25 protein-coding genes are annotated in these 25,798 nt (G+C 41.6%); all 25 read left to right on the forward strand.

Going from position 1 to position 25,798, the window contains the following annotated elements:
* Positions 1 to 545 precede the first annotated feature (545 nt).
* The 25 genes from fapR to trmFO all read left to right on the forward strand — a co-directional run bounded on the left by fapR (position 546) and on the right by trmFO (position 25,749).
* Entirely contained in the window at positions 546 to 1,112 is a 567-nt protein-coding gene (fapR, locus tag K7887_RS09455) for a transcription factor FapR (RefSeq protein ID WP_010193141.1), read from the forward strand.
* A 19-nt stretch (positions 1,113 to 1,131) separates the two neighbouring features.
* On the forward strand, positions 1,132 to 2,151 hold the full coding sequence (gene plsX, locus K7887_RS09460; RefSeq protein ID WP_223493618.1) for a phosphate acyltransferase PlsX: 1,020 nt from the start codon (positions 1,132 to 1,134) through the stop codon (positions 2,149 to 2,151).
* Entirely contained in the window at positions 2,151 to 3,107 is a 957-nt protein-coding gene (fabD, locus tag K7887_RS09465) for an ACP S-malonyltransferase (RefSeq protein ID WP_223493301.1), read from the forward strand. Before plsX ends, fabD begins: the two co-directional genes overlap by 1 nt.
* Positions 3,100 to 3,840 carry a 3-oxoacyl-[acyl-carrier-protein] reductase gene (gene fabG / locus K7887_RS09470; RefSeq protein WP_223493302.1) on the forward strand — a complete coding sequence of 247 codons (741 nt, stop codon included), beginning with the start codon at positions 3,100 to 3,102 and terminating at the stop codon, positions 3,838 to 3,840. Before fabD ends, fabG begins: the two co-directional genes overlap by 8 nt.
* A 217-nt stretch (positions 3,841 to 4,057) precedes the next feature.
* Positions 4,058 to 4,291, forward strand: a complete 234-nt coding sequence (acpP, locus tag K7887_RS09475; protein ID WP_010193151.1) for an acyl carrier protein — start codon at positions 4,058 to 4,060, stop codon at positions 4,289 to 4,291.
* A gap of 274 nt (positions 4,292 to 4,565) precedes the next feature.
* Positions 4,566 to 5,279, forward strand: a complete 714-nt coding sequence (gene rnc, locus K7887_RS09480; RefSeq protein ID WP_223493619.1) for a ribonuclease III — start codon at positions 4,566 to 4,568, stop codon at positions 5,277 to 5,279.
* Between the two features lie 99 nt (positions 5,280 to 5,378).
* Positions 5,379 to 8,945, forward strand: coding sequence for a chromosome segregation protein SMC (gene smc / locus K7887_RS09485; RefSeq protein WP_223493303.1), 3,567 nt, complete (start codon positions 5,379 to 5,381; stop codon positions 8,943 to 8,945).
* A gap of 19 nt (positions 8,946 to 8,964) precedes the next feature.
* The gene (gene ftsY, locus K7887_RS09490) at positions 8,965 to 9,963 is read left to right on the forward strand and encodes a signal recognition particle-docking protein FtsY (RefSeq protein WP_223493304.1); all 999 of its coding nucleotides are present in this window, start codon (positions 8,965 to 8,967) and stop codon (positions 9,961 to 9,963) included.
* Positions 9,964 to 10,560: 597 nt separating this feature from the next.
* On the forward strand, positions 10,561 to 10,899 hold the full coding sequence (locus K7887_RS09495) for a putative DNA-binding protein (RefSeq protein WP_223493305.1): 339 nt from the start codon (positions 10,561 to 10,563) through the stop codon (positions 10,897 to 10,899).
* 12 nt (positions 10,900 to 10,911) lie between these two features.
* On the forward strand, positions 10,912 to 12,258 hold the full coding sequence (gene ffh / locus K7887_RS09500) for a signal recognition particle protein (RefSeq protein ID WP_168863809.1): 1,347 nt from the start codon (positions 10,912 to 10,914) through the stop codon (positions 12,256 to 12,258).
* A 118-nt stretch (positions 12,259 to 12,376) separates the two neighbouring features.
* Positions 12,377 to 12,649, forward strand: a complete 273-nt coding sequence (rpsP, locus tag K7887_RS09505) for a 30S ribosomal protein S16 (RefSeq protein WP_223493306.1) — start codon at positions 12,377 to 12,379, stop codon at positions 12,647 to 12,649.
* Between the two features lie 8 nt (positions 12,650 to 12,657).
* Entirely contained in the window at positions 12,658 to 12,888 is a 231-nt protein-coding gene (locus tag K7887_RS09510; protein ID WP_223493307.1) for a KH domain-containing protein, read from the forward strand.
* A gap of 137 nt (positions 12,889 to 13,025) precedes the next feature.
* Positions 13,026 to 13,544 (forward strand): ribosome maturation factor RimM, encoded by a 519-nt coding sequence (gene rimM / locus K7887_RS09515; RefSeq protein ID WP_148986533.1) that lies wholly within the window; start codon positions 13,026 to 13,028, stop codon positions 13,542 to 13,544.
* Position 13,545: 1 nt separating this feature from the next.
* Positions 13,546 to 14,295 carry a tRNA (guanosine(37)-N1)-methyltransferase TrmD gene (gene trmD, locus K7887_RS09520; RefSeq protein ID WP_223493308.1) on the forward strand — a complete coding sequence of 250 codons (750 nt, stop codon included), beginning with the start codon at positions 13,546 to 13,548 and terminating at the stop codon, positions 14,293 to 14,295.
* A 121-nt stretch (positions 14,296 to 14,416) separates the two neighbouring features.
* Positions 14,417 to 14,761 carry a 50S ribosomal protein L19 gene (gene rplS, locus K7887_RS09525; protein ID WP_010193413.1) on the forward strand — a complete coding sequence of 115 codons (345 nt, stop codon included), beginning with the start codon at positions 14,417 to 14,419 and terminating at the stop codon, positions 14,759 to 14,761.
* Positions 14,762 to 14,925: 164 nt separating this feature from the next.
* A complete protein-coding gene (gene lepB / locus K7887_RS09530; RefSeq protein WP_223493309.1) occupies positions 14,926 to 15,477 on the forward strand; it encodes a signal peptidase I in 552 nt (183 codons plus the stop codon).
* Positions 15,478 to 15,513: 36 nt separating this feature from the next.
* Positions 15,514 to 16,371 (forward strand): ribosome biogenesis GTPase YlqF, encoded by an 858-nt coding sequence (gene ylqF, locus K7887_RS09535; RefSeq protein WP_223493310.1) that lies wholly within the window; start codon positions 15,514 to 15,516, stop codon positions 16,369 to 16,371.
* A gap of 54 nt (positions 16,372 to 16,425) precedes the next feature.
* Entirely contained in the window at positions 16,426 to 17,196 is a 771-nt protein-coding gene (locus tag K7887_RS09540) for a ribonuclease HII (protein WP_223493311.1), read from the forward strand.
* Between the two features lie 12 nt (positions 17,197 to 17,208).
* Positions 17,209 to 18,255: a hypothetical protein gene (locus K7887_RS09545; RefSeq protein WP_223493312.1), complete on the forward strand. Its 1,047-nt coding sequence runs from the start codon at positions 17,209 to 17,211 to the stop codon at positions 18,253 to 18,255.
* Positions 18,252 to 18,548 carry an EscU/YscU/HrcU family type III secretion system export apparatus switch protein gene (locus K7887_RS09550; RefSeq protein WP_223493313.1) on the forward strand — a complete coding sequence of 99 codons (297 nt, stop codon included), beginning with the start codon at positions 18,252 to 18,254 and terminating at the stop codon, positions 18,546 to 18,548. The genes K7887_RS09545 and K7887_RS09550 overlap by 4 nt, the downstream gene beginning before the upstream one ends.
* A gap of 226 nt (positions 18,549 to 18,774) precedes the next feature.
* A complete protein-coding gene (gene sucC / locus K7887_RS09555; protein WP_010193405.1) occupies positions 18,775 to 19,935 on the forward strand; it encodes an ADP-forming succinate--CoA ligase subunit beta in 1,161 nt (386 codons plus the stop codon).
* Between the two features lie 18 nt (positions 19,936 to 19,953).
* The gene (sucD, locus tag K7887_RS09560; RefSeq protein WP_148978855.1) at positions 19,954 to 20,856 is read left to right on the forward strand and encodes a succinate--CoA ligase subunit alpha; all 903 of its coding nucleotides are present in this window, start codon (positions 19,954 to 19,956) and stop codon (positions 20,854 to 20,856) included.
* 76 nt (positions 20,857 to 20,932) lie between these two features.
* Positions 20,933 to 21,829, forward strand: a complete 897-nt coding sequence (gene dprA / locus K7887_RS09565) for a DNA-processing protein DprA (protein WP_223493314.1) — start codon at positions 20,933 to 20,935, stop codon at positions 21,827 to 21,829.
* Positions 21,830 to 22,253: 424 nt separating this feature from the next.
* Entirely contained in the window at positions 22,254 to 24,332 is a 2,079-nt protein-coding gene (topA, locus tag K7887_RS09570; RefSeq protein ID WP_223493315.1) for a type I DNA topoisomerase, read from the forward strand.
* Between the two features lie 115 nt (positions 24,333 to 24,447).
* A complete protein-coding gene (gene trmFO, locus K7887_RS09575; RefSeq protein WP_223493620.1) occupies positions 24,448 to 25,749 on the forward strand; it encodes an FADH(2)-oxidizing methylenetetrahydrofolate--tRNA-(uracil(54)-C(5))-methyltransferase TrmFO in 1,302 nt (433 codons plus the stop codon).
* Positions 25,750 to 25,798 lie beyond the last annotated feature (49 nt).

Below are 25,798 nucleotides of genomic sequence, written 5' to 3' on the forward strand. Positions count from 1 at the left end.
AGCCGTTTAGCTGGCTTTCTCTGCCTTTTTGTACAAAGATAAGAAATTATAAAAATCGGTTGATTTCCGTTCCAGGCGCTTCGCTTGCCTGCGGGCGGTCCGGGAGCCTCCTCGGCTTCGCCTGCGGGGTCTCCCCTGTCCCTTCCTCCCGCGGGCGTCTGCGCGCCTTCCACTCCAATCAACAAGAAGGCTTCATTCATTTAAGGGTTAATGAAAGTCATCTAACTGAGTTAATTGTAAAAGCACTAACCTTTCGTTCACGTAAGTTCCAGCTGTGGATTGGAGCAAATGGCGAAGACTCCAGCGGGGGAGTAACGGTAGCTTGAGACCCCGCAACGAAGTGAGGAGGCTCAAGCACCGTCCCGCGGAAAGCGAAGCCATTTGCGGAAAGGAACAGCGGTGCATAATTAAGCAACAAAAAAAGGACCGGGCTGTTTTTGCCGGTTTTTCTAACCATATCAGCAAATTTTGTCTTGCAATATGCTTTTTATGTATATATACTACTATTAGTACCTAGTCATAATAGTTCGGATGGTGTGTAATATATGAGACGAAACAAAAAGGAGCGCCAGTTATCTTTAAAGGATAAGATACAGGAAAACCCTTTTATAACAGATGAAGAACTTGCAGATTTTTTTCAAGTCAGCATCCAAACAGTCCGCTTGGATCGTCTGGAATTAAATATCCCTGAATTAAGGGAGAGAATTAAGAATGTTGCTGCAAGGACGCTTGAGAAAGAAGTGAAATCCCTGCCTCTTGATGAAGTTATCGGTGAAATTATCGATCTTCAATTAGATGAGAGTGCGATTTCCATCTTTGATGTTCAAAGTGAGCATGTTTTTAAACGGAATCAAATTACACGGGGGCATCACTTGTTTGCACAAGCAAATTCTTTGGCAGTTGCCGTCATCAATGATGAACTGGCGTTAACTGCAAAAGCTACCATTCGATTTACACGACCTGTAAAATTGGGCGAAAGAATTGTGGCAAAAGCCTTCGTTAGTAAAGTGGATAAAGAAAAAGGTAGAACAACTGTAGAAGTGAAAAGCTCCGTCGGAAGTGAGAAAGTTTTCCATGGTGAGTTTGAAATGTTCCGCTCTACAAGTTCTTGATTAAAGGCAGGTTATGATGATGAGAATTGCCATTGATGCAATGGGTGGCGATCATGCACCAAAGTCTATTGTAGAAGGTGTCATGAAAGCTGTTGAGAAATATAATGATGTTACTTTTACCCTTGTTGGGGATGAAAATAAAATACGATCATACTTAACAGATGAAAAACAAATAACGATTTTACATACAGAAGAGGTTATATCAGGAGATGAGGAACCGGTTCGGGCAGTACGCCGTAAAAAGAACGCCTCCATGGTCCTGATGGCCAAAGAAGTGAAAGAGGGACGAGCAGATGCCTGCATTTCAGCAGGTAACACTGGTGCATTGATGACAGCAGGGCTATTGATTGTAGGCCGCATTAAAGGAATTGAACGACCTGCGCTATCACCGACATTACCAACCGGTGACGGTAAAGGATTCGTCATGATGGATGTAGGTGCAAATGCAGATGCGAAACCAGAACATCTATTTCAATATGCTCTCATGGGGTCCATCTATGCAGAAAAGGTTCGTGGTGTAGAAGCTCCTCGGGTAGGTTTACTGAATGTAGGAACAGAAGATAAAAAAGGAAACGAACTGACCAAAGCTGCTTTTGAATACATCAAAGAATCCAATGCGGTCCATTTCATCGGAAATGTAGAGGCAAGGGACCTTTTAAATGGAGTAGCAGATGTTGTGGTGACAGACGGGTTTACCGGAAACATCACGCTAAAAGCAATTGAAGGAACAGCTCTTTCTGTTTTTGATATGTTAAAAGAGGCGCTGACAAGTGACTTGAAAAGTAAGCTTGCAGCTGCCGTGTTGAAACCAAAACTAAAAACAATCAAAAACAAAATGGATTACTCTGAATACGGCGGGGCGGCTTTATTTGGCCTGAAGGCACCAGTCGTCAAGGCTCATGGGTCTTCTGATGACAATGCTGTGTTCAATGCAATCCGTCAAACACGTGAAATGCTTGAAAAAGATATGGTTGGTACCATTGCTCGCACCATTGAGAAAATGGAGTTTGTGACTACACAAGAGAACGGGGGAGAATAATGGGGAAGGTTGCATTTGTTTTTCCAGGACAAGGTTCGCAAATAGTTGGGATGGCTCACGAATTAGCCAGTGAATATAAAGAAGTTCAAGCGGTGATTGATCAAGCAGACGAGAAATTAGGCTATAAACTTTCTTCCTTGATGTTTGAAGGGCCTCAAGAAGAACTTACACTGACATACAATGCCCAACCTGCGCTCCTGACTTCAAGTATTGCTATATTGCAACTGCTTAAACAAGCAGGCATTACTGCGGATTATACGGCTGGACATAGCCTTGGCGAATATTCTGCTCTTGTAGCGACAGACGCCATCAGCTTTGAAGATGCTGTCTATACTGTCCATATGCGCGGAAAATACATGGAAGAAGCAGTTCCAGCTGGAGTTGGTTCCATGGCGGCAGTGCTTGGCCTTGAAGAAGGTTTATTAAAAGAAGCTTGTGAAGAGGCATCGGTGGAAGCCGGATCTGTGCAACTTGCAAACTTGAATTGTCCCGGTCAGATTGTCATATCAGGATCGGCACAAGGTGTGTCGCTGGCATCTGAAAAGGCGAAGGAAAAAGGTGCTAAAAGAGTGATCCCTCTCGTAGTTAGCGGGCCATTCCATTCCAGTTTGATGAAACCGGCAGCATCCAAGCTTGAAGATACATTAGCATCCATTTCCATCAATGATTCAACTGTCCCTGTCATAGCAAATGTGGATGCGAATGAAATGAAAAGCGCTTCTGAAATCCCTGTGAAGCTAGTGGAGCAGCTATATTCTCCTGTTCGTTGGGAACAATCAGTAGAGAAGTTGATAGACCTTGGGGTCGATACGTTTATTGAAGTTGGGCCGGGTAAAGTATTATCAGGGCTTATCAAAAAAGTGAATCGCAGAGCAACTACCATTCCAGTATACGATAAGGAAACGCTGCAAAAAGCGATAGATCACTTTAAAGGGGAGGAATCTACAAATGCTTAAAGGTAAAACAGCCGTTGTAACAGGGGCGTCCCGCGGAATTGGACGTGCCGTTGCACTTGAACTAGCAGAACAAGGTGCAAATGTAGTGGTTAACTATTCAGGAAGCGAAGCAAAAGCTTATGAAGTAGTGGAAGCTATTAAAGAAATGGGGAGCGAGGCTATCGCTGTACGTTGTAATGTCGGGAACATGGAAGACGTACAAGCTATGATGAAAGAAGCGCTCACTCAGTTCGGTACCATTGATATTCTTGTCAATAACGCCGGTATCACCCGCGATAACCTTCTAATGCGAATGAAGGAAGATGAGTGGGATGATGTAATCAACATCAACCTTAAAGGTGTATTTAATGCGACAAAAGCAGTTACACGTCAAATGATGAAACAACGATCCGGAAGAATCATAAACATTGCGTCCATCGTCGGTGTGATGGGAAATGCAGGACAAGCAAACTATGTAGCGGCAAAAGCAGGTGTCATTGGCCTTACAAAATCAACGGCACGCGAATTAGCTTCCCGCCATATCACAGTCAATGCAATTGCCCCAGGATTCATCACAACGGATATGACGGATAAACTAACAGAAGATGTTAAAACGGAAATGCTCAAGCAGATCCCTCTAGCAAGATTTGGAGAAGCAAAAGACATTGCTTCTGTAGTATCTTTCCTAGCATCCGAAAAAAGTGCCTACATCACCGGCCAAACCCTCCACGTAGACGGCGGAATGGTGATGTAACGTAACAAGGATTTACCCTGATGACTGGAGTGCAAGGTGTGAGACTCCAGCGGGGGAGTAACGGTTGGTTGAGACCCCGCAGGCGAAGCCGAGGAGGCTCAAGCACCGTCCCGCGGAAAGCGAACACCTGGAACGGAAGTCATCAGGAGTGTGTATGCAATAAACACTAGTTTTTTAAAGTTAAATTCACTATAATACTTGAGGGGAGGTGAAAGTTATGGCAGATGTATTAGAGCGTGTAACAAAGATCATTGTTGATCGTTTAGGTGTAGACGAGTCCGAGGTGAACCTTGACTCCAAATTCAAAGACGATTTGGGTGCTGACTCTCTTGATGTAGTTGAACTAGTAATGGAACTTGAAGACGAGTTTGATATGGAAATTTCAGACGACGAAGCAGAAAACATTACAACAGTTGCCGATGCGGTAAACTACATAAAAGCAAACGCTTAATCTTTCTTGATTGTCCCACTAAGGTGGGACTTTTTGTTTTTATGGGCATAATAAACCTTGAAATTCAGGATAAAAATACCTTTTAGCGATAAAAGATTCCGGAATATACATAATTTCAAGCAAGTTGCTATTTGTATCCTCTAAATAATTTGTTAAAATAGTAATGTTATACAACTTTCATCATCAAAAAAGAAGAACGTTGCCATCTTAGTGAAAGAAGATTGTATGTTGGAGGCTCCTTTACATGACCAGAAACAGAAGTAGAATAAATGAAATGAAAAACGAAGCGACAAAAAAGAACTTTGTTATGCTTCAAGAAAAACTAGGAGTTAAGTTTCATAATGAGAAACTTTTATATCAAGCTTTCACCCATTCATCCTATGTGAATGAGCATCGCAGAAAGCCTTACGAGGACAATGAGCGTTTGGAATTTTTGGGTGACGCTGTTTTAGAGTTGACCATTTCTCAATTTTTATATAAAAAATATCCAATGATGAGTGAAGGTCAATTAACAAAACTAAGAGCGTCTATTGTATGTGAACCTTCTTTGGTTTCATTCGCCAATGATCTTTCGTTCGGACAATATGTACTGCTTGGTAAAGGAGAAGAAATAACAGGCGGAAGAGCAAGACCAGCATTGCTTGCCGATGTTTTTGAGGCATTTATCGGCGCATTGTATCTGGACCTTGGCCTGGAGACTGTTTTCGAGTTCCTTGAAAAGTATGTGTATCCAAAAATTAATGAAGGTGCTTTTTCTCATGTGATGGATTTCAAAAGTCAGCTGCAAGAGATGATACAACGAAACGCACTAGGAGTAATTGAGTATGAAGTGCTAGAAGAAAAAGGACCGGCCCACAACCGTGAGTTTGTGTCTAAGGTCTCTTTGAATAAAGAAGAGATGGGGATTGGAGTCGGCCGTTCCAAAAAAGAAGCAGAACAACATGCCGCTCAGTTTGCTCTCCAGAAACTAAAAAAAGTCAGAAAATGAAGGTAGGCGATTCTCTGGTGTCTCAATATACCTTGAAGGATCGCTTACTTTTCTGTTACATAAGGCCCTAATGTTAAGAAACTAAACGAGGTGAGGAATATGTACCTCAAACGATTGGAAGTAGTAGGATTTAAGTCGTTTGCTGAAAAAATATCCGTTGATTTCGTACCAGGTGTAACAGCCGTTGTAGGTCCGAATGGAAGCGGAAAAAGTAATATTATCGATGCCATCAGATGGGTGCTGGGGGAACAATCAGCCAAATCCCTACGCGGTTCCAAAATGGAAGATATCATTTTTGCCGGCAGTGATAGCAGAAGAGCATTAAATATGGCAGAGGTTACACTTACCCTTGATAACAGTAATCGCATCTTGCCGATTGATTATATGGAAGTGAGCGTTACAAGAAGGGCGCTAAGATCCGGTGACAGTGAATTCCTGATAAATAAACAAACTTGCAGATTAAAAGACATTGTAGACCTTTTCATGGATTCCGGTCTTGGAAAGGAAGCCTTTTCCATCATCAGTCAAGGAAAAGTGGAAGAAATACTGAGCAGTAAATCAGAAGAGCGTCGAAGTATATTTGAAGAAGCGGCTGGCGTGCTTAAATACAAATCCAGAAAAAAGAAAGCGGAAAGTAAACTTATGGATACCCAAGAGAATCTTAACCGGGTATCAGATATTTTACACGAGCTGGAAGGGCAAGTGGAGCCGTTAAAAATACAAGCATCCATTGCCAAAGATTATCTGGAGAAAAAAGAAGAGCTTGAACAAATAGAAGTAGGCGTGACGGTGCACGAAATAGAAGAGCTTCATCAAAAATGGGAACAAAATTCTCTGGAAGTAAAAAACAGCACCGAAAAAGAGCTTGTCCTATCATCTGAATTGAGCCAAAAAGAAGCGACACTTGAAAAGTATAAGGACCAAGTGGCTGCTTTGGATGAATCCATTGATTCCTTGCAACAAGCCCTTTTAGTGGCGAGTTCAGAACTGGAGAAACTTGAAGGTAGAAAAGAAGTTCTGAAGGAACGTAAAAAGAACGCTACGACAAACCGTGCCCAATTAGAAAGTTCCTCGGTGGAGCTTGCTGAATTTATTGATGTTCAAAAGAAAAGATTGGAAAGCGAAAAACACCTTTTGGATACCCTTCGTCAAGAATTGGTATTAACAGAGCAGCAACTCAAGGAAAAACAGGTGATAAATGAACAGTTTGACCAAAATATCGAAGGTAAAATTGATGCCTTAAAAAGTGACTATATTGAACTTCTAAACAAACAGGCATCCATTCGCAACGAAATTTCTTATCTGGAGCAACAAGAAAAGCAAGAAGGCATGAAAGTAACCCGTCTGGATGAGGGGAACAGGAAATATGTCGATCTTAGGGCTAATACGCATCAAAAGAAAGAAAAAGTTCTAACTGACCATAAACAGGTACAGGAAGAGTTGAATCAAACTGTTGACCACTACAGAGCAGAGCAAACTAATCTGGAACAATTTAAACAGTCCTACCAGAAAAAAGAAACAACCTTGTATCAAGCATACCAATTCTTACAGCAAACACGTGCGCGAAAAGAAATGCTTGAAACCATGCAGGGGGATTTTACAGGATTCTTTCAAGGTGTTAAAGAAATTCTGAAAGCCAGGGATGAAAATAGGCTTACTGGAATTAAAGGGGCTGTTGCAGAACTCATCCAAGTAAATCAGGATGTGGAGACGGCAATCGAGATTGCCCTAGGAAGTGCGACCCAGCATATTGTTGTGGATAATGAGCAAAATGCGAGAAACTCCATCCAATATCTGAAAAAGAACGGGTTTGGCCGCGCGACGTTCCTGCCAATGACGGTCATGAAACCTAGGACATTATCAGACTATCAAGTGAATCAGATCAGTCAACATGAAGCTTTTGTAGGAATTGCCGCTTCTCTTGTGGAATACGACCAAGCTTATGAAAATATCGTCAATAACCTTTTGGGCACAATTGTCATTGCAAAAGACCTAAAAGGAGCCAATGCTTTGGCAGGAATCCTTCAGCACCGTTACCGCATCGTGACATTAGAAGGGGATGTAGTAAACCCCGGTGGTTCCATGACAGGCGGAGCCGTTAAACAAAAATCTAATTCTCTCTTAAGTCGAGGGCGTGAACTTGATTCTATTTCAGCTAAACTAGAAGAGATGGAAAATAAGACGGCCCTGCTTGAAGACCAGGTCAAGACACTTAAGAAGAAAATAGAAGAGAAAGAGTCTCAAGTTATAGAATTAAAGGGAACCGGTGAGGAACTAAGGTATAAGGAACAGCAGGTTGCAAGCCTTCTTCGGGAAGTGGAACTTGAAGAGAAAAATGTCAATGAACATTTGAGTTTATATGACTATGAAAAGCAACAGCTCACCATTTCCATGCAGGATGCTGTCAACAAAAAAGCAAAGCTGGATGCTGAGCTGAAGACGGTGGGAATGCAGGTTGCCGCTTTAGACAAAGAGATTGCGGAGCTCAATTCCTTAAGGTTGGAGCAACATGCAAACAAAGAGACCGTACAGAATGAACTGACACAACTTAAAGTTGATTATGCGAGTAAAAAAGAAAAGCTTACTAATCAATCAGAAAAAGTGGATACTATTGAAACAGACCTTGAACAAGCCACCGAAAGATTGACCGACATTAAAGAAGACCTATCTCTTTTACAAAGTGAAATGAATGATAATTCTTCAGGCGAACAAAAATTGGAAGTGGCTGCGGCTGAAAAGTTGCAAGATAAAAATACCACTATGAAGCTAATAGCAGAACGTCGTGCAGAAAGGCTTTCTTACCACGAAAAGGTGGAACAAGAAGAGCTTGAACTGAAAGACCTAAAAAGACAGTATAAACAACTTACTGAAGTTCTGAAGGCGGAAGAAGTGAAAATGAACCGTCTGGATGTGGAATTAGATAATAGACTTCACCATTTAAGGGAAGAGTATATGCTGTCCTTTGAAGCGGCAAAAGCAGATTATCCACTTGAGATGGAGATAGAAGAAGCGCGTAAGAAGTTGAAGCTGATCAAGCTTGCCATCGAGGAACTTGGCACAGTCAATATCGCTGCAATTGAGGAATATGATCGTGTAAGCGAGCGATACACATTCCTGAAGGAACAAAAGGACGATCTTCAAGAAGCAAAAGACACCTTGTTCCAAGTTATCGGTGAGATGGATGAGGAAATGAAAAAGCGCTTTGAAACAACCTTCACGAATATCCGTGCACATTTTCACGATGTGTTCCGCTCTTTATTTGGAGGGGGAAGGGCAGATCTTGTGTTAACAGATCCGTCAGACATGCTGAATACGGGCGTAGATATTGTGGCACAACCGCCTGGTAAAAAACTGCAGAATCTCGGCCTTTTATCAGGAGGAGAAAGAGCGTTAACGGCAATAGCCCTGCTGTTCTCCATACTTAAGGTAAGACCTGTTCCGTTCTGCATCCTCGATGAAGTAGAAGCGGCGCTTGATGAAGCAAACGTCCACCGTTTTGCCCAATATTTAAAACAGTTCAGTGAAGAAACCCAATTCATTGTCATCACCCACCGTAAGGGAACGATGGAATTCAGTGATGTCCTCTACGGGGTTACGATGCAAGAATCCGGCGTCTCTAAATTGGTCTCTGTCCGGTTAGAAGAATCCAAAGAACTTGTTAAATAGAGAGGAAGAGAATGAGAAAATGAGTTTCTTTAAAAAATTAAAAGAAAAGCTTACCACCCAAACAGATTCCGTAACGGAAAAATTCAGAGAAGGATTAACGAAAACTCGTGATTCCTTCTCTGGCAAAGTTAATGATCTTGTCGCTCGCTATCGCAAAGTCGATGAAGATTTCTTCGAAGAATTGGAGGAAATCTTAATCGGGGCGGATGTTGGCGTTAACACCGTGATGGAATTGATTGACGAGCTTAGAATGGAAGTAAAACGACGCAACATCCAAGATCCGCGCGAGGTTCAAAGTGTCATTTCTGAAAAGTTAGTGGAGATCTATCAATCCGGAGATGACGTGTCCCCGACCATCAATTTTCAACAAGACGGCTTAACGGTTGTTCTGGTTGTGGGTGTAAACGGAGTAGGGAAAACAACTTCTATAGGAAAAATAGCTAAGAAATTGAAGCAAGAGGGGAAGAGTGTTCTTCTTGCAGCAGGAGATACATTCCGTGCCGGTGCTATCGAGCAGCTTGAAGTATGGGGCGAGCGTGTAGGAGTGGATGTGATCAAGCAATCAGCGGGTTCAGATCCTGCAGCTGTTATGTATGATGCCCTTCAATCAGCTAAAGCTCGTAAAGTTGACGTACTTCTTTGTGATACAGCTGGTCGACTTCAAAACAAGGTTAATTTAATGAAGGAACTTGAAAAGGTGAAGCGTGTCATTGAGCGTGAGGTTCCAGGTGCACCGCATGAAGTCCTGCTTGTATTAGATGCAACGACTGGCCAGAATGCATTAAGCCAGGCGAAGATCTTTTCTGAAGCAACGAATGTCACGGGAATCGTTTTGACAAAGCTTGACGGCACCGCAAAAGGCGGAATCGTTTTGGCTATCCGAAATGAAATGAAGATTCCGGTCAAGTTTGTTGGTTTAGGAGAAAAAGCAGAAGACTTACAGGAATTTAATGCCGAGCAATATGTGTACGGATTATTTGCAGATATGATGGAAAAAGAAGAAGCACAAGAAAGCTAAAAAACGATATTACCTTTGGTCGCCCCTCTATCTTAAAGGGCGGCTTTTTTTAATAGTTAAGAAAGTATGTGAAACTGTTGATTTCCGTTCCAGGCGCTTCGCTTGCCTGCGGGCGGTGCGTGTCCGTGAGCCTCCTCATGCTTCGCCTTCCGGGGTCTCACCTGTCCCTTCCTCCTGCGGGCGTCTGCGCGCCTTCCACTCCAATCAACAAGAGACTTCGCTTAACTAAGGTTAATGAAAAACTATCTAATAGAGTTATCAGAAAGAGCATCAATGTTTCTTAACTTAATTTCTAGCTGTGGATTGGAGCAAATGGCGGAGACTCCAGCGGGGGAGTAACGGTAGCTTGAGACCCCACTACGAAGTGAGGAGGCTCCAGCACCGTCCCGCGGAAAGCGAAGCCATTTGCGGAAAGGAACAGCGGAGGTCAACCAACCAACTGAAGTTTAAAAGTATAAAAGAACCTAAGGTTTTTTACCTTATTTTTCATATCCTCGCTTTTTTATCAGGTCAAGAAAAAAACTTGACATTCCACATCTCAACCTGTAAACTAAGCTATTGTAAAGGCATTTCACTTAACAAGGGAGAGTGAAGAGGATGCTTGAAAAAACAACGAGAATGAACTATCTTTATGATTTCTATCAGTCGTTGTTAACACCAAAGCAACGAAGCTATATGTCTTTGTATTACTTAGATGATCACTCCCTTGGTGAGATAGCAGAGGAATATAACATAAGTCGTCAAGCAGTGTATGATAACATAAAACGTACAGAACAGATGCTTGAGCAATATGAAGAAAAGCTTTTGTTATTTCAAAAGTTTCAAGAGCGGCAGTCGCTTTTGCAGCAGATGAAGGATGAAGTCGAAAAAGCGGAAGCTCCGTTAAACGGCAAGTCTCTTTTAGCGCTGATCGAGTCGCTTGAGAAATTAGATTAGGGGGCGGCATACATGGCATTTGAAGGTTTAGCCGACCGTTTGCAAAATACGATACAGAAGATCCGTGGAAAAGGAAAAGTAAGCGAACAAGACGTTAAAGAAATGATGCGTGAAGTTCGACTGGCTCTACTGGAAGCGGATGTTAACTTCAAAGTAGTGAAAGACTTTGTAAAACGCGTGAATGAACGTGCAGTTGGACAAGAAGTCATGAAAAGTCTTACACCCGGTCAGCAAGTAATTAAAGTGGTAAAAGAAGAACTCACCGCACTTATGGGCGGAGAGCAAAGTAAAATCGCTGTGAGCAGCCGACCGCCGACCGTCATCATGATGGTAGGGCTACAAGGTGCTGGTAAAACGACGACAACCGGAAAGCTTGCAAACCTATTGCGCAAAAAGCACAATAGAAAGCCGCTTCTAGTTGCAGCGGATATTTACCGACCGGCAGCTATTAAACAGCTTGAAACACTTGGAAAACAACTCAGCATGCCTGTTTTCTCATTAGGAGATCAGGTAAGTCCCGTTGAAATCGCAAAGCAGGCCATCCAAAAGGCGAAAGATGAGCACCATGATTATGTGCTGATCGATACCGCAGGACGTCTGCATGTGGATGAAACATTAATGGACGAATTAAAGCAGGTTAAAGAAATTTCCAATCCGGATGAGATCTTCCTTGTTGTGGATGCAATGACAGGACAAGACGCTGTAAATGTAGCGCAAAGCTTCAATGAACAGCTTGGCTTGACTGGCGTTGTCTTAACAAAACTTGATGGAGATACTCGAGGTGGAGCTGCATTATCCGTAAAGGCGGTAACCAATACCCCGATCAAGTATATTGGTATGGGAGAAAAATTGGATGCCATCGAGCCTTTTCACCCTGAACGTATGGCCTCTCGTATTTTAGGTATGGGAGATGTGCTGACACTTATTGAGAAAGCACAGTCGAATGTGGACGAAGAGAAAGCCAAGGAGCTTGAACAGAAGCTGCGTACGATGAACTTTACGTTTGATGATTTCCTGGAACAGCTTGGCCAAGTGAGAAACATGGGTCCTCTTGATGAAATCCTGGGAATGATACCTGGAGCCAACAAGATGAAAGGCTTAAAAAATGTCCAGGTGGATGAAAAGCAGATTGGTCACGTTGAGGCAATCATTCAATCCATGACCAAAGCGGAGAAAGATAATCCAGATCTGATCAATGCAAGCCGCAAAAAGCGGATAGCAAAAGGTAGCGGACGACCTATTCAGGAAGTAAACCGTCTACTTAAACAATTTGAAGAGATGAAGAAAATGATGAAACAGATGACAAGCATGCAAAAAGGAAAAGGCAAAAAAGGCGGCTTCAAATTTCCTTTCATGTAAGCATCCACAGCATTTTTTCTCTTAATAAATAAAGTGACAAGAAAAAACACTTTACAAACAAGTAACTACTTGTTATCATACTATCTTGTGTGAAATATTTTCGGAGGTGCTATATTAAATGGCAGTAAAAATTCGTTTAAAACGTATGGGTTCTAAAAAATCCCCATTCTATCGTATTGTAGTAGCAGATTCTCGTTCTCCTCGTGATGGACGTTTCATTGAAACAGTTGGAACTTACAACCCTGTAATTCAACCAGCTGAAGTAAAAATCAATGAAGAACTAGCTCTTAAATGGTTACAAGATGGCGCGAAGCCTTCTGATACAGTTCGTAACCTTTTCTCTAACGAAGGTATTATGGAAAAATTCCACAATGCCAAATTAGGTAAGTAAGAGGCAAAATGACAAAACTAATCCAAACAATTGTGACGTCGTTGGTAGATCATCCAGAAAATGTAGTGGTTACGGAAAAAGAAACAGGTAATGTTCTTACGTATCAACTTACTGTACATCAAGATGATTTAGGGAAAGTGATTGGCAAGCAGGGGAGAATTGCAAAAGCAATCCGAACAGTTTTGTTCGCTGCTGCTTCTCACGAGAATAAACGAGTGCAATTAGAGATTATGGAGTAGGGGGAGGCTTTAGGGCTTCCCCTTTTCTTATGGTTGAAGAATGATAATAACAATTAACAAAAAGATTTAAGTGTTCCCTTTAAAGGGTACGCTATGATACATAAAACAGTTAAGTGCTGCGCGTGGAGGTGCATGAAATGTCAAAATGGTTCAACGTAGGGAAACTTGTTAATACCCACGGGATAAAAGGTGAGGTGCGTGTTGTTTCCAGGACGGATTTTCCTGATGAGCGTTATAAAAAGGGAAATCTACTCTACTTATTCTTGCCAAACGAAAAGGAACCTGTAGAAGTTAAGGTAGCATCCAGAAGGGTACATAAATCCTTCGACCTTCTCACATTTGAAGGGTTCCATAATGTAAACGAAGTGGAAAAGTTCAAAGGTGCGATTGTTAAGGTTCCTGAAGATCAACTAGGCGAACTGGAAGAAGGGGAATATTACTTCCACGAAATCGTTGGCTGCAAGGTCATCCTCCAGGAAACGATGGAGGAGATAGGTACGGTTAAGGAAGTACTGACACCGGGAGCAAACGATGTTTGGGTGATTAAGGCAAAGAAAGGGAAGGACATCTTAATCCCTTATATTGATCAAGTAGTAAAGAAAGTGGATGTGAAAGAGAAGACAATCATCATAGAGCCATTAGAAGGGCTGTTTTAATATGAAGATTGACATTCTTTCCATTTTTCCTGAAATGTTTACAGGTGTCCTCGGAGCTTCCATACTGAACAAAGCTGCGGAGAAAGGTGCCGTTCAATACAGTGTGACCGATTTCAGAGAATTTGCGGACAACAAACATAAGACAGTCGATGACTATCCTTATGGAGGCGGAGCTGGAATGGTGCTCAAGGCCCAGCCGATCTTTGATGCCGTATCATCTCTTGCAGAGGCTAACCAAACTGTCAAAAAGCCGAGAGTTATTCTGATGTGTCCACAAGGAGAGCGGTACACGCAAAAAAAAGCAGAAGAACTGGCGCAAGAAGAGCACCTGATCTTCATTTGCGGTCATTATGAAGGTTATGACGAACGAATTAGAGAACATGTTGTTACAGATGAGATTTCCATTGGCGACTATGTTCTTACTGGCGGGGAACTTGCTTCAATGGTCATTGTAGACAGTGTGGTCCGGTTACTTCCGGATGTATTAGGAAAAGCTGCTTCCCATGAACAGGACAGTTTCAGTACCGGGATGCTTGAACACCCCCATTATACAAGGCCGGCTGATTTCCGCGGTATGAAAGTGCCGGATGTACTTCTCTCAGGAAATCATGCACATATTGAAGAATGGCGGACAAAAGAGTCTATCAGAAGAACTTGGAACAGAAGACCTGACTTGTTTGATGACTATCCATTAACAGATCAGCAGCAAGTATGGCTTAATGAAATTAAAAAAGAGGATAAGGCGTATTGATTTTATTTTTCTAATATGCTATTATACTCTTTGTGACTTAGCTATCGCTATGTCTAAAAACGATGTTCCGCTGCATCAAATAAGTATGGTATGAGCATCTGTGGAAAAGGAGCAGAAAACTATGCAAAAATTAATCCAAGATATTACTCAAGAGCAGTTGAAAACTGATCTTCCTTCTTTCCGTCCTGGTGACACTGTACGTGTTAACGTTAAGGTTGTAGAGGGAACGCGTGAGCGTATTCAGGTGTATGAAGGAGTAGTAATCAAACGTCGTGGCGGCGGAATCAGCGAAACTTTCACAGTTCGTAAGATCTCTTACGGTGTTGGAGTTGAGCGTGCATTCCCACTACACTCCCCTAAAATTGAGGGAATTGATGTAGTTCGTCGTGGTAAAGTACGTCGTGCGAAACTTTACTACCTACGTGCATTACGTGGTAAAAAAGCGCGTATCAAAGAGATTCGATAATCAAAGGGGGAGCTTGGAGACAAGCTCTCTTTTTTTACTAAAAAAATGGCTGCGCAATATCTATAGTTTTGTATAAACAAAAACAAGGTATATAATTGAAGTAGAATTACATATAAATTCTCATTTATATAAGAGAACATAATGAAAACGGCGGAGGAACAGATATGGCACGTTCTAAAAATGAGCTTTGGGAATGGGTAAAGGCCTTAGCTATCGCAGTAATTCTTGCAGCAGCAATACGTTATTTCTTTTTTGCACCGATTGTGGTAGATGGTGATTCCATGATGCCCACTCTGCATAATCAGGATAGGATGATTGTCAACAAGATTGGATATCAAATTGGGGAACCGGAACGATTTGACATCGTGGTGTTTCATGCAACAGAAGACAAGGACTATATCAAGCGTGTCATCGGCTTGCCTGGCGACGAAGTGGAATATCGGGATGATGTCCTGTATATCAACGGAGTAGCATATGAAGAGCCGTATTTGGACAGCTATAAGGCTCAGTATCCTGATGGACCATTAACGGAAGATTTCACATTGGAAGAAAAGACAGGCCTTAAAAAAGTGCCAAAAGGTCATCTATTTGTAATGGGAGATAACCGCAGATTCAGTAAGGATGGCCGTCATATCGGAACAGTGCCGCAAGAAGAAGTATTAGGCAAAACCAATATCGTCTACTGGCCGCTATCAGACTTAAGGATGGTAAAATAAAATAGTTTTTTGCAAGGACTTCAGGAGGCAATTCTCATGACAATACAGTGGTTTCCCGGGCATATGGCGAAAGCCCGCAGACAAGTAACAGAAAAACTTAAATTGATTGATATCGTCTATGAATTGGTAGATGCGCGAATCCCCGTTTCATCACGAAACCCAATGATCGACGAAATCATTTCCAATAAGCCAAGAATCATCCTGCTTAACAAAGCAGATATGGCAGATGCCAAGATAACACGTGAATGGCTCGACTATTTCAATCTTCCAGGTTCATCGACAAAAGCCATTGCCATCGACTCTCAAACTGGCAAAGGAATTCAACAGATTGCAACATTATCAAAAGAGCTGTTAAAAGAGAAGTTTGATAAAATGCAATCCCGCGGAATCAGACCAAGAGCAATCAGAGCGTTGATTGTTGGTATTCCCAATGTTGGAAAATCAACGCTGATTAACAGGCTGGCGAAGAAGAATATCGCTCAAACAGGAGACAGGCCTGGTGTTACAAAGGCTCAGCAATGGGTAAAAGTCGGCAAAGAATTAGAACTGCTTGATACGCCTGGAATTCTCTGGCCGAAATTTGAGGATCAGGAGGTCGGCTACCGCTTAGCTACCACTGGTGCTATTAAAGATACCATTATCAATCTGCAGGATATTGCAGTATTTGCTTTAAGATTTTTAACCGACGCTTACCCTGAAAGATTGAAGGAGCGTTACGGTCTTGAGGAAATACCAGAGGATATTGTCGAACTTTTTGATGCAATAGGCTCTAAACGCGGCTGTAAAATGAGCGGTGGACATATCGATTATGATAAGACTGCGGAATTGGTTATTCGTGAAATACGATCAGAGAAGCTTGGGAAAATCAGTTTAGAAAGACCAGAAAAACTCTAGAAAAAGGCTGTCATCCGTGCAGCCTTTTTCTTTTGGAAAAATGGAGTGGAAAATGTGGCAAAGTTGTCGATAAAAGAAATAGAACAAATATTAGCCGAAACAGAAAATGAGCAAGATCCTTTCCTCCTGTCTATAAAGAGTGATGAACGGAAAGGTGTACAGGTGCTTTTAAGTAGATGGGAAAAGCGGCAACAGGAGAAACAGAAGCTTATAGATCAGTTTATAGAAATGCAAAAATATGAACGTGCTCATTGGGAGAAGGGGTCCCGGTATATTGCCGGAATAGATGAAGTTGGTCGGGGTCCTTTGGCCGGACCGGTCGTTGCAGCTGCGGTGATTTTGCCCGAAGATTTTCAGTTGTACGGACTTACAGACTCAAAAAAACTCAGCCCGCAAAAACGTGAGCTCTTTTATGATTATATAAAAAAGAATGCCCTTAGTTACGGAATAGGAATAGTCATGCCGAGCGATATAGATAAGGTAAATATATACGAAGCAACCAAGCTTGCCATGATGGAAGCTGTGAAAAACCTTTCCCTCACACCTGATCATCTCCTGATTGATGCGATGAAACTAGATGTAGATATAGCACAAACATCCATCATAAAGGGGGATGCCACTAGTATTTCCATCGCAGCAGCATCCGTGTTGGCTAAAGAGACAAGGGATGCATATATGAAGAACCTTGCTGGTGAATTTCCACAGTACGGCTTTGACAAAAATATGGGATATGGAACCCGAGAGCATCTAATCGCTTTAGAAGAAGTAGGGGTGACCCGAGAACATCGTCGATCATTCTCACCAGTAAAGGAAATGGTTGACTAAAAGGAGTTAGCTATGAACATTTCACAGTTAGGTGCTGGAATCGGAAAAGCCCAAAACCAAACGACACCTTTTCCTGCCGCTTCACAAACAGCGCAGGAAAGCACTCAGGCACTTGTAACCCAAATAGGGGGTAAGGTGCCTTCAACCTCTTTAAAAGAAGTAACAGAGGCAATAGACAGCCTTTCCCCATTACAAAAAGATAAAGCTATGGAACTGGTTAAAGTATTAGTGCAGCGAAATGGACTTTCTAACCTACCTGAGAAGCTTCAAATGATGGTCACCAGTTTTTCGGATAAGGAAACGACTCTACAAAATCTTGCCAAAGTGGAAACTTATCTTGAGAAAGCAAATCTTCCAACACCAGTTCAGGAAAAACTCATAGATGTCATTCGAAACATGCAACTTCCACAAACTCTTAACACCAAAACAGAGGCATTGCATTTTATTAAACAAATACTTCCCTTACTTGGATTGAATTTCGAACATGACCTAAGCAACTTTATTCGACAGGGCCAGCCTTTATCAGAGGCCAAGTTAGAACAGCTGAAGCCATTACTCTTGAATTATATGAACCAGGCAACAACTCCTGAAGAGAAAGCTTCCATCGGTCAGCTCATTTCCAAATTAACGAGTTTTCAACTATTAACAAGAGAAGAAGGCAACCTGCATCATGTTTTTTTACCGATTCCTGTTAACATGGAGAATGAATCAAAAGAATGGTATGTGCATATAAGCTCCAAAAAAAAGAACGAGGAACTTGATCCCGAATATTGCCGTGTCGTTCTATTGCTAGATCTACCTTTATTTTCTTCCGTAATGGTGGACGTACTCGTTCAAAAGAAAGTGATCAGCATTTCCTTCCAACATTCTTATCCTGCACTAGAATCACGGGTGCAAAAAAGCGCACTTCTTCTTAAGCGGAAGCTTGCTGATACAGGCTATACATTAAGCAATGTGAAAACAGAATGCAAGGAACTAAAAACAACTCCTGGGATGCCTTTGGATTATCTAAAGGCCATATTGGCGCCGCCACAGGAAGGGGTGGACATCCGAATATGACTAAAGACATCATAAAAAGAAAAAAAGCAGTTGCCATAAAGTATGAACAAAATAAAAGTGTTGCACCTGTTGTACAGGCAAAGGGTACTGGACTCATCGCTGAAAACATTCTTGAGGAAGCCAAAAAGCATAATATCCCCATACAGGAGGATCAGGCATTATTGGAAATCCTGATGGAATTAGAATTAAATGAAACAATACCTGAAGAGTTATATGAAGTGGTAGCCGAAGTCTTGGCCTATGTGTACAACCTTCATAAAGAAGAGAAAAAGAATGTGAAAAACACCACGTGAAGGTTTTTTAACATAATGAAAATAGATTGAATAATCTGTCAAATTACACACCTTATTGCGAATTGGCTTCTTTTTATCGACAAAATAGGATGTCAATCTATTAATTTTTTGAAAATAGTATAATATTTTTGCAGAAAGGTAGACATTTGATGGCGCATTTAATAAAATGAAAGCGCAGTCTATTTTTAAATAATGTTCTGTTATACATAAGATTGGAGGATGGGAAATGAATATCCATGAATATCAAGGAAAAGAGATCCTCAGAAAATACGGGGTGGCTGTTCCAAATGGCCGTGTAGCGTTCACTGTTGAAGAAGCAGTAGAAGCTGCAAAAGAACTGGGAACAGAAGTTTGTGTAGTGAAGGCGCAAATTCACGCTGGTGGCCGCGGTAAAGCGGGCGGAGTGAAAGTTGCCAAAAACTTGGATGAAGTTCGTGAATATGCGGGTGAAATCCTAGGCAAAACGTTAATAACTCATCAAACAGGTCCAGAAGGTAAGGAAGTAAAACGCTTACTTATCGAAGAGGGATGCGACATCAAGAAAGAGTACTATATCGGACTTGTATTAGACCGTGCAACTTCCCGAGTTGTACTAATGGCATCTGAAGAAGGCGGAACAGAAATTGAAGAAGTGGCAGAGCAAACGCCAGAAAAAATCTTCAAAGAAGTGGTTGATCCTGTTGTAGGATTAACAGGTTTCCAAGCTCGTCGCATTGCATTCAACATCAACATTCCAAAAGAGTTGGTTGGACAAGCGGTTAAATTCATGATGAGCCTTTATACAGCTTTCGTGGAGAAAGACTGCTCCATCGCAGAAATCAATCCACTTGTGGTGACGGGTGACGCGAAGGTTATGGCATTGGATGCAAAGCTTAACTTCGACTCCAATGCACTATACCGCCACAAGGACATTTTAGAATACCGTGATTTGGAAGAAGAAGATGCAAAAGAAATCGAAGCTTCCAAATACGATCTAAGCTACATTTCACTTGATGGAAATATCGGATGTATGGTAAATGGTGCCGGCCTTGCTATGGCGACTATGGATATTATCAAACATTATGGTGGAGACCCTGCTAACTTCCTGGACGTTGGGGGCGGAGCAACTGCTGAGAAAGTAACTGAAGCTTTCAAGATTATCCTTTCTGATGATAATGTAAAAGGAATTTTCGTTAACATTTTCGGTGGAATCATGAAGTGTGACATCATCGCTACAGGTGTTGTGGAAGCAGCGAAACAAGTAGGACTTGAAGTTCCTCTAGTAGTGCGTTTGGAAGGTACAAACGTAGACTTAGGTAAACAAATCTTACGTGAATCTGGCTTAAACATCGTAGCAGCAGAATCCATGGCTGATGGTGCACAAAAAATCGTAGCGCAAGTAGGATAAGAAAGGCAGGGGACATTCATGAGTGTATTTATTAATAAAGATACAAAAGTAATCGTACAAGGTATTACTGGTTCCACAGCGTTGTTCCATACAAAGCAAATGCTTGAGTATGGCACACAAATCGTTGGTGGTGTTACACCAGGTAAAGGCGGCACTGAAGTTGAAGGTGTACCTGTATTCAATACAGTAGAAGAAGCTGTCAAGGCTACTGGTGCAAATGCATCTGTCATCTATGTACCGGCTCCATTTGCTGCAGATGCAATCATGGAAGCGGTAGATGCAGAGCTTGACTTGGCTATTTGTATTACAGAGCATATTCCTGTACTTGATATGGTAAAAGTGAAGCGTTATATGGAAGGGAAAAAGACTCGTCTTGTTGGTCCTAACTGCCCTGGCGTTATCACTCCTGGTGAGTGCAAGATCGGAATCATGCCTGGCTATATCCACACAAAAGGCCATGTTGGAGTTGTTTCCCGTTCTGGTACATTAACGTACGAAGCGGTTCACCAATTATCTCAAGAAGGCATCGGTCAATCTACAGCAGTAGGTATCGGTGGAGACCCGGTTAACGGAACTGATTTCATTGATGTATTAAAAGCATTCAATGAAGATGAAGATACGTATGCAGTTATCATGATCGGTGAAATCGGCGGAACAGCTGAAGAAGAAGCTGCTCTTTGGGTAAAAGAGAACATGACTAAACCTGTTGTCGGCTTCATCGGCGGCCGTACTGCACCTCCTGGTAAGCGTATGGGTCACGCAGGAGCAATCATCTCCGGCGGTAAAGGTACTGCAGATGAGAAGATCCGTGTGATGAATGAGTGTGGCATTGAAGTTGCTGATACTCCATCTGTTATGGGTGAAACGCTTATCAAAGTTATTAAAGAGCAAGGCATTTACGATAAATGTAAAACTCACTAATATTAATATCGGAAAAGGGATAGTCGAGTCAGGCTATCCCCGTTTCCGTTTCTAATGAAAGAGGTGTATTGCGTATATGCAAATGGAAAAAAGAAGATTGATAACACTGCATCATTGTCCAGGTCTCACCTTAAAGACACTCCAAAACCTACTAATGAAAGATCCCACGCTTGAACGTCTATACACCATGAACCCTTCTGATATTGCTTCCTATTTCACCACTACTCAAAAGCAAGCACAGTCCATTTATCACCATATCCGCCACAATAATGTCTCCCAGCTTCTCTCTATTTATAAAGAGCAAAGCATAGAACCATTAACCATTTGGGATAAAGGTTATCCTGCCTTACTAAAAGAAATATACGACCCCCCAGTTGTCCTATATGCAAAAGGGAATCGGGAACTGTTCAATACCAGGATGCTTGGAATAGTCGGTGCCAGATTGATGTCTTCTTATGGTAATCACGCTTTAAATAAGTTGATTCCTCCGCTACTAAAAGAAGAATTTACAATTGTTAGCGGATTGGCAAAAGGGGTGGACATTTCTGCTCATCAATTAGCAATGGAAAGGGGAGGAAACACTATCGCTGTTTTAGGAAGTGGTTTATTTCATATCTATCCAAAAGAACACCAATCTTTTGCCGAGGAAATTGCCTCTCACCATCTTCTCCTCTCAGAATATCCTCCTTACACACCCCCAACAAGATGGAGTTTCCCACAGAGAAATCGTATTATCAGCGGTTTAAGTGAAGGAGTAATCATTATTGAAGCGAAAGAGAAAAGCGGGTCCCTCATTACTGCAGATCAAGCGATGGATCAAGGAAGAGAGGTGTTTGCTGTTCCAGGTTCCATACTTTCTGAAACCTCTAAAGGAACAAATGCGCTTATCCAACAGGGAGCAAAACTTGTGAGCAGTCATCATGATATATTAGAAGAATTGAGTAGCCGTGAAATGGTAAAAATAAAAAAATAGTAAAAGAGATTACAATTAAGTGACAAAAAATTAACTATTTTTGAGAGAATTTTCGTTTTTCACTTTACAAATCAATATATGTCTATATTATTATAGGGTACAATGATATTAAAAATTGTACCCTTTTCCCTTTATAAGATAGACTATTCTAATGAGAAAAGTTTGCAGAGGCAAGTATATAAAGAAGATTCTGTGTCTACATATAATACATAAGGATAACCGGGATGTTTAATGAAGGTAAAACTAGGAAATTACATAAATTATTGAAAAGCCCTGTTTGACAAACGGTTACATAATATTTGATAATGGTGAAGATTTATAATAATAGACAAAACAAAAATGAAAATAGAAGCTAAAAACTTTGAGAAAACTCATCATCTTAATGTTTTTTCTGAGAATTTACCCTCTTGAGGAGGATTATTGAATGGCAGATTATTTAGTGATTGTGGAATCACCAGCAAAAGCGAAGACAATTGAACGATATTTAGGAAAAAAATATAAAGTGAAAGCCTCCATGGGGCATGTTAGAGACTTACCTAAAAGTCAAATGGGTGTTAATGTCGACCATGAATTTGAGCCTAAATATATTACTATCAGAGGGAAAGGTCCCGTCCTGAAGGAATTAAAAACAGCTGCTAAAAAAGCGAAGAAAATTTTTCTCGCGGCTGACCCGGATCGCGAAGGGGAAGCGATCGCATGGCATCTTGCTCACAGTCTCGATATTGATATCACATCTGATTGTCGGGTTGTTTTTAATGAAATAACAAAAGATGCAATTAAGGAATCATTCAAACATCCAAGACCTATCAACCTTGATGTAGTGGACGCTCAACAGGCAAGAAGGATCTTAGATCGACTTGTGGGCTACAATATTAGCCCTTTATTATGGAAGAAAGTGAAAAAGGGATTAAGTGCAGGTCGCGTTCAATCTGTTGCTGTACGGTTAGTCATTGAACGAGAGCAAGAGATAAATGCTTTTGAACCGGAAGAGTACTGGTCCATAAAAAGCAGCTTCCTGACAAGTAAATCAAAAGAATTTGAAGCAAGCTTCTATGGCGTAGACGGAAAGAAGACAGAGCTTAAATCTGAAGCGGATGTCAATGAGGTTCTTGGAAGACTTGAGGGCAACTCTTTTGAAATTAAGAGTGTAACCAAAAAGGAACGTAAACGTAATCCAGCCCTTCCTTTCATCACATCTTCCTTGCAACAGGAAGCTGCGCGTAAACTTAACTTCCGTGCAAAGAAAACGATGATGATGGCACAGCAGCTCTATGAGGGCATTGAGCTTGGAAAAGAAGGTACGGTCGGTCTTATCACCTATATGCGTACGGATTCAACCCGTATTTCAGAAACCGCAAAAAAAGAAGCGGTGGAATATATTGAAAAGACATATGGCAAACAATTTGTTTCTACTGAAGAAAGAAAAGAAACAAAAAAGAGCAATGCACAGGATGCCCATGAAGCGATTCGTCCAACTTCTACCATGAAGGACCCTCAGTCGATTAAAGAGTATTTATCACGAGATCAATTCCGTTTGTATAAATTGATTTGGGAGCGTTTTGTTGCAAGTCAAATGGCACCTGCCATTTTGGATACGGTCAGTGTGGACTTAACGCAAAATGATGTTCAATTCCGTGCGACAGGATCCACAGTCAAGTTCGCAGGCTTCATGAAAGTATATGTGGAAGGTAATGACGATCAACAGGAAGAAAAAGAGAACCTGTTGCCTCCTTTAGAGAAAGGTGATACCGTCTTCTCCAAAGATATCGATCAAAAGCAACATTTCACACAACCTCCACCAAGGTACACAGAGGCAAGACTGGTACGTACCCTTGAAGAGTTGGGAATAGGTAGACCGTCAACATATGCACCTACATTGGATACTATCCAGAAAAGGGGGTATGTAGCGCTTGATAATAAACGTTTTGTTCCTACTGAGCTTGGACAGATTGTCATCCAATTGATACTGGAATTCTTCCCGGAGATCATTAATGTCGAGTTTACTGCGGATCTTGAAACGAACTTGGATAATGTGGAAGATGGAAAAGTAAATTGGGTCAATATCATTGACGGTTTTTATCATGAATTTGCCAAGCGTTTAGAAAAAGCGGAAGCGGAAATGCAAGAAATTGAAATTAAAGATGAGCCCGCAGGTGAGGATTGTGAACTTTGTGGTCACGAAATGGTCTTTAAGATGGGAAGATACGGAAAGTTCATGGCGTGCTCCAATTTCCCTGACTGCCGCAATACAAAACCTATCGTAAAAGATATCGGGGTCCCATGTCCTAAATGTGAAAAAGGGAATATTGTGGAAAGAAAAAGTAAAAAGAAACGAATTTTCTATGGCTGTGACCAATACCCTACCTGTGAATTCCTATCATGGGATAAGCCTATTGCCAGAAAATGTCCAAAGTGTGAATCTTTACTGGTCGAGAAAAAGCTTAAAAAAGGTGTACAGGTTCAGTGCGTAGAGTGCGATTATAAAGAAGAACCACAAGGATAAGCTTAAAGTAAAGAGGGGACTGACACTTGAGTGGTTGGGTCAGCCCTTTTTCCTTTGTAAAAAAAATAGTGAATGCAGCAATAATTTTACAACGTTTTTGGAGGTATCAGTTATGATAAACACGGTAGTTAATGTAATTGGAGCGGGCCTTGCCGGCAGTGAAGCAGCATGGCAGCTTGCAAATAGAGGGATTCAAGTGCATCTATATGAAATGCGCCCAGTCAAACAAACTCCTGCCCATCATACAGATAAATTCGCAGAGCTTGTTTGCTCCAATTCCTTACGCGCGAACAACTTGACAAATGCAGTTGGAGTGCTAAAAGAAGAGATGAGAATGCTTGACTCCGTCATTATCCGTTCAGCAGATGACTGTGCGGTTCCTGCGGGTGGTGCTCTTGCAGTGGACAGACATGAATTTGCGGCTAAAGTTACGGAAAGAGTAAAAGAACATCCTAATGTGACCGTATTTAATGAAGAAATGGAACAGATCCCGGAAGGACCGACTATCATTTCAACTGGACCGCTAACGTCCAAAGCCCTTTCAGACCAGCTTCGCTCCTTAACAGGCGAAGAGTATCTATACTTCTACGATGCTGCAGCTCCAATCATTGAAAAAGACAGCATCAACATGGATATTGTTTATCTAAAATCGCGTTATGATAAAGGGGAAGCCGCCTACTTGAATTGCCCGATGACTGAAGAGCAGTTCAACCGTTTCTATGATGCTTTGGTGGAAGCGGAAACCGTTCCATTAAAGGAATTTGAAAAGGAGATTTTCTTTGAAGGGTGTATGCCGATCGAAGTCATGGCAAACCGCGGTAAGAAAACGATGCTTTTTGGACCTTTAAAGCCGGTTGGCTTAGAGGATCCTAAAACAGACAAACGCCCTTATGCAGTCGTGCAACTTCGTCAGGATGATGCGGCAGGCACTTTGTATAATATTGTTGGTTTTCAGACACATTTAAAATGGGGCCCGCAAAAAGAAGTGATCCGACTAATTCCTGGTTTGGAAAATGCAGAGATCGTACGATATGGTGTCATGCACCGCAATACCTTTATCAATTCTCCTAACCTGTTGAAACCAACCTATCAATTCAAAGAAAGAGATGATCTTTTCTTTGCCGGTCAAATGACAGGGGTGGAAGGTTATGTGGAATCTGCAGCGTCAGGGCTAATAGCCGGGATGAATGCAGCACGCCTCGTTCTTGGAGAGGAACCGTTGGTGTTCCCTAAAGAAACCGCGATTGGAAGTATGGCACATTATATTACTTCTACAAACGCGAAAAACTTCCAACCGATGAATGCAAACTTTGGGCTATTCCCAGAGCTTCCGAAAAAGATTAAAAATAAACAAGAGCGTAATGAAGCGCATGCTAGGAGAGCGCTGGAAACAATTCAGAATTTTGTAAAAAATTAATCAAATTAATTGCAAGGGCTACTAAATTGTGATAATATTTAGTAGCCCT

Source organism: Sutcliffiella horikoshii (genome assembly GCF_019931755.1).
Lineage (GTDB): Bacteria > Bacillota > Bacilli > Bacillales > Bacillaceae_I > Sutcliffiella_A > Sutcliffiella_A horikoshii_E.

Bases quoted from the DNA above. Each gene is read 5' to 3' on its own strand.
- dprA (WP_223493314.1), top strand. From the start codon at position 20,933: ATGCAAATGGAAAAAAGAAGATTGATAACACTGCATCATTGTCCAGGT.
- K7887_RS09550 (WP_223493313.1), top strand. From the start codon at position 18,252: ATGACTAAAGACATCATAAAAAGAAAAAAAGCAGTTGCCATAAAGTAT.
- fabD (WP_223493301.1), top strand. From the start codon at position 2,151: ATGGGGAAGGTTGCATTTGTTTTTCCAGGACAAGGTTCGCAAATAGTT.
- rpsP (WP_223493306.1), top strand. From the start codon at position 12,377: ATGGCAGTAAAAATTCGTTTAAAACGTATGGGTTCTAAAAAATCCCCA.
- lepB (WP_223493309.1), top strand. From the start codon at position 14,926: ATGGCACGTTCTAAAAATGAGCTTTGGGAATGGGTAAAGGCCTTAGCT.
- rnc (WP_223493619.1), top strand. From the start codon at position 4,566: ATGAAAAACGAAGCGACAAAAAAGAACTTTGTTATGCTTCAAGAAAAA.
- rimM (WP_148986533.1), top strand. From the start codon at position 13,026: ATGTCAAAATGGTTCAACGTAGGGAAACTTGTTAATACCCACGGGATA.
- acpP (WP_010193151.1), top strand. From the start codon at position 4,058: ATGGCAGATGTATTAGAGCGTGTAACAAAGATCATTGTTGATCGTTTA.
- smc (WP_223493303.1), top strand. From the start codon at position 5,379: ATGTACCTCAAACGATTGGAAGTAGTAGGATTTAAGTCGTTTGCTGAA.
- topA (WP_223493315.1), top strand. From the start codon at position 22,254: ATGGCAGATTATTTAGTGATTGTGGAATCACCAGCAAAAGCGAAGACA.
- fabG (WP_223493302.1), top strand. From the start codon at position 3,100: ATGCTTAAAGGTAAAACAGCCGTTGTAACAGGGGCGTCCCGCGGAATT.
- plsX (WP_223493618.1), top strand. From the start codon at position 1,132: ATGAGAATTGCCATTGATGCAATGGGTGGCGATCATGCACCAAAGTCT.
- ylqF (WP_223493310.1), top strand. From the start codon at position 15,514: ATGACAATACAGTGGTTTCCCGGGCATATGGCGAAAGCCCGCAGACAA.
- K7887_RS09510 (WP_223493307.1), top strand. From the start codon at position 12,658: ATGACAAAACTAATCCAAACAATTGTGACGTCGTTGGTAGATCATCCA.
- sucD (WP_148978855.1), top strand. From the start codon at position 19,954: ATGAGTGTATTTATTAATAAAGATACAAAAGTAATCGTACAAGGTATT.
- fapR (WP_010193141.1), top strand. From the start codon at position 546: ATGAGACGAAACAAAAAGGAGCGCCAGTTATCTTTAAAGGATAAGATA.
- K7887_RS09495 (WP_223493305.1), top strand. From the start codon at position 10,561: ATGCTTGAAAAAACAACGAGAATGAACTATCTTTATGATTTCTATCAG.
- ffh (WP_168863809.1), top strand. From the start codon at position 10,912: ATGGCATTTGAAGGTTTAGCCGACCGTTTGCAAAATACGATACAGAAG.
- trmD (WP_223493308.1), top strand. From the start codon at position 13,546: ATGAAGATTGACATTCTTTCCATTTTTCCTGAAATGTTTACAGGTGTC.
- K7887_RS09545 (WP_223493312.1), top strand. From the start codon at position 17,209: ATGAACATTTCACAGTTAGGTGCTGGAATCGGAAAAGCCCAAAACCAA.
- rplS (WP_010193413.1), top strand. From the start codon at position 14,417: ATGCAAAAATTAATCCAAGATATTACTCAAGAGCAGTTGAAAACTGAT.
- ftsY (WP_223493304.1), top strand. From the start codon at position 8,965: ATGAGTTTCTTTAAAAAATTAAAAGAAAAGCTTACCACCCAAACAGAT.
- sucC (WP_010193405.1), top strand. From the start codon at position 18,775: ATGAATATCCATGAATATCAAGGAAAAGAGATCCTCAGAAAATACGGG.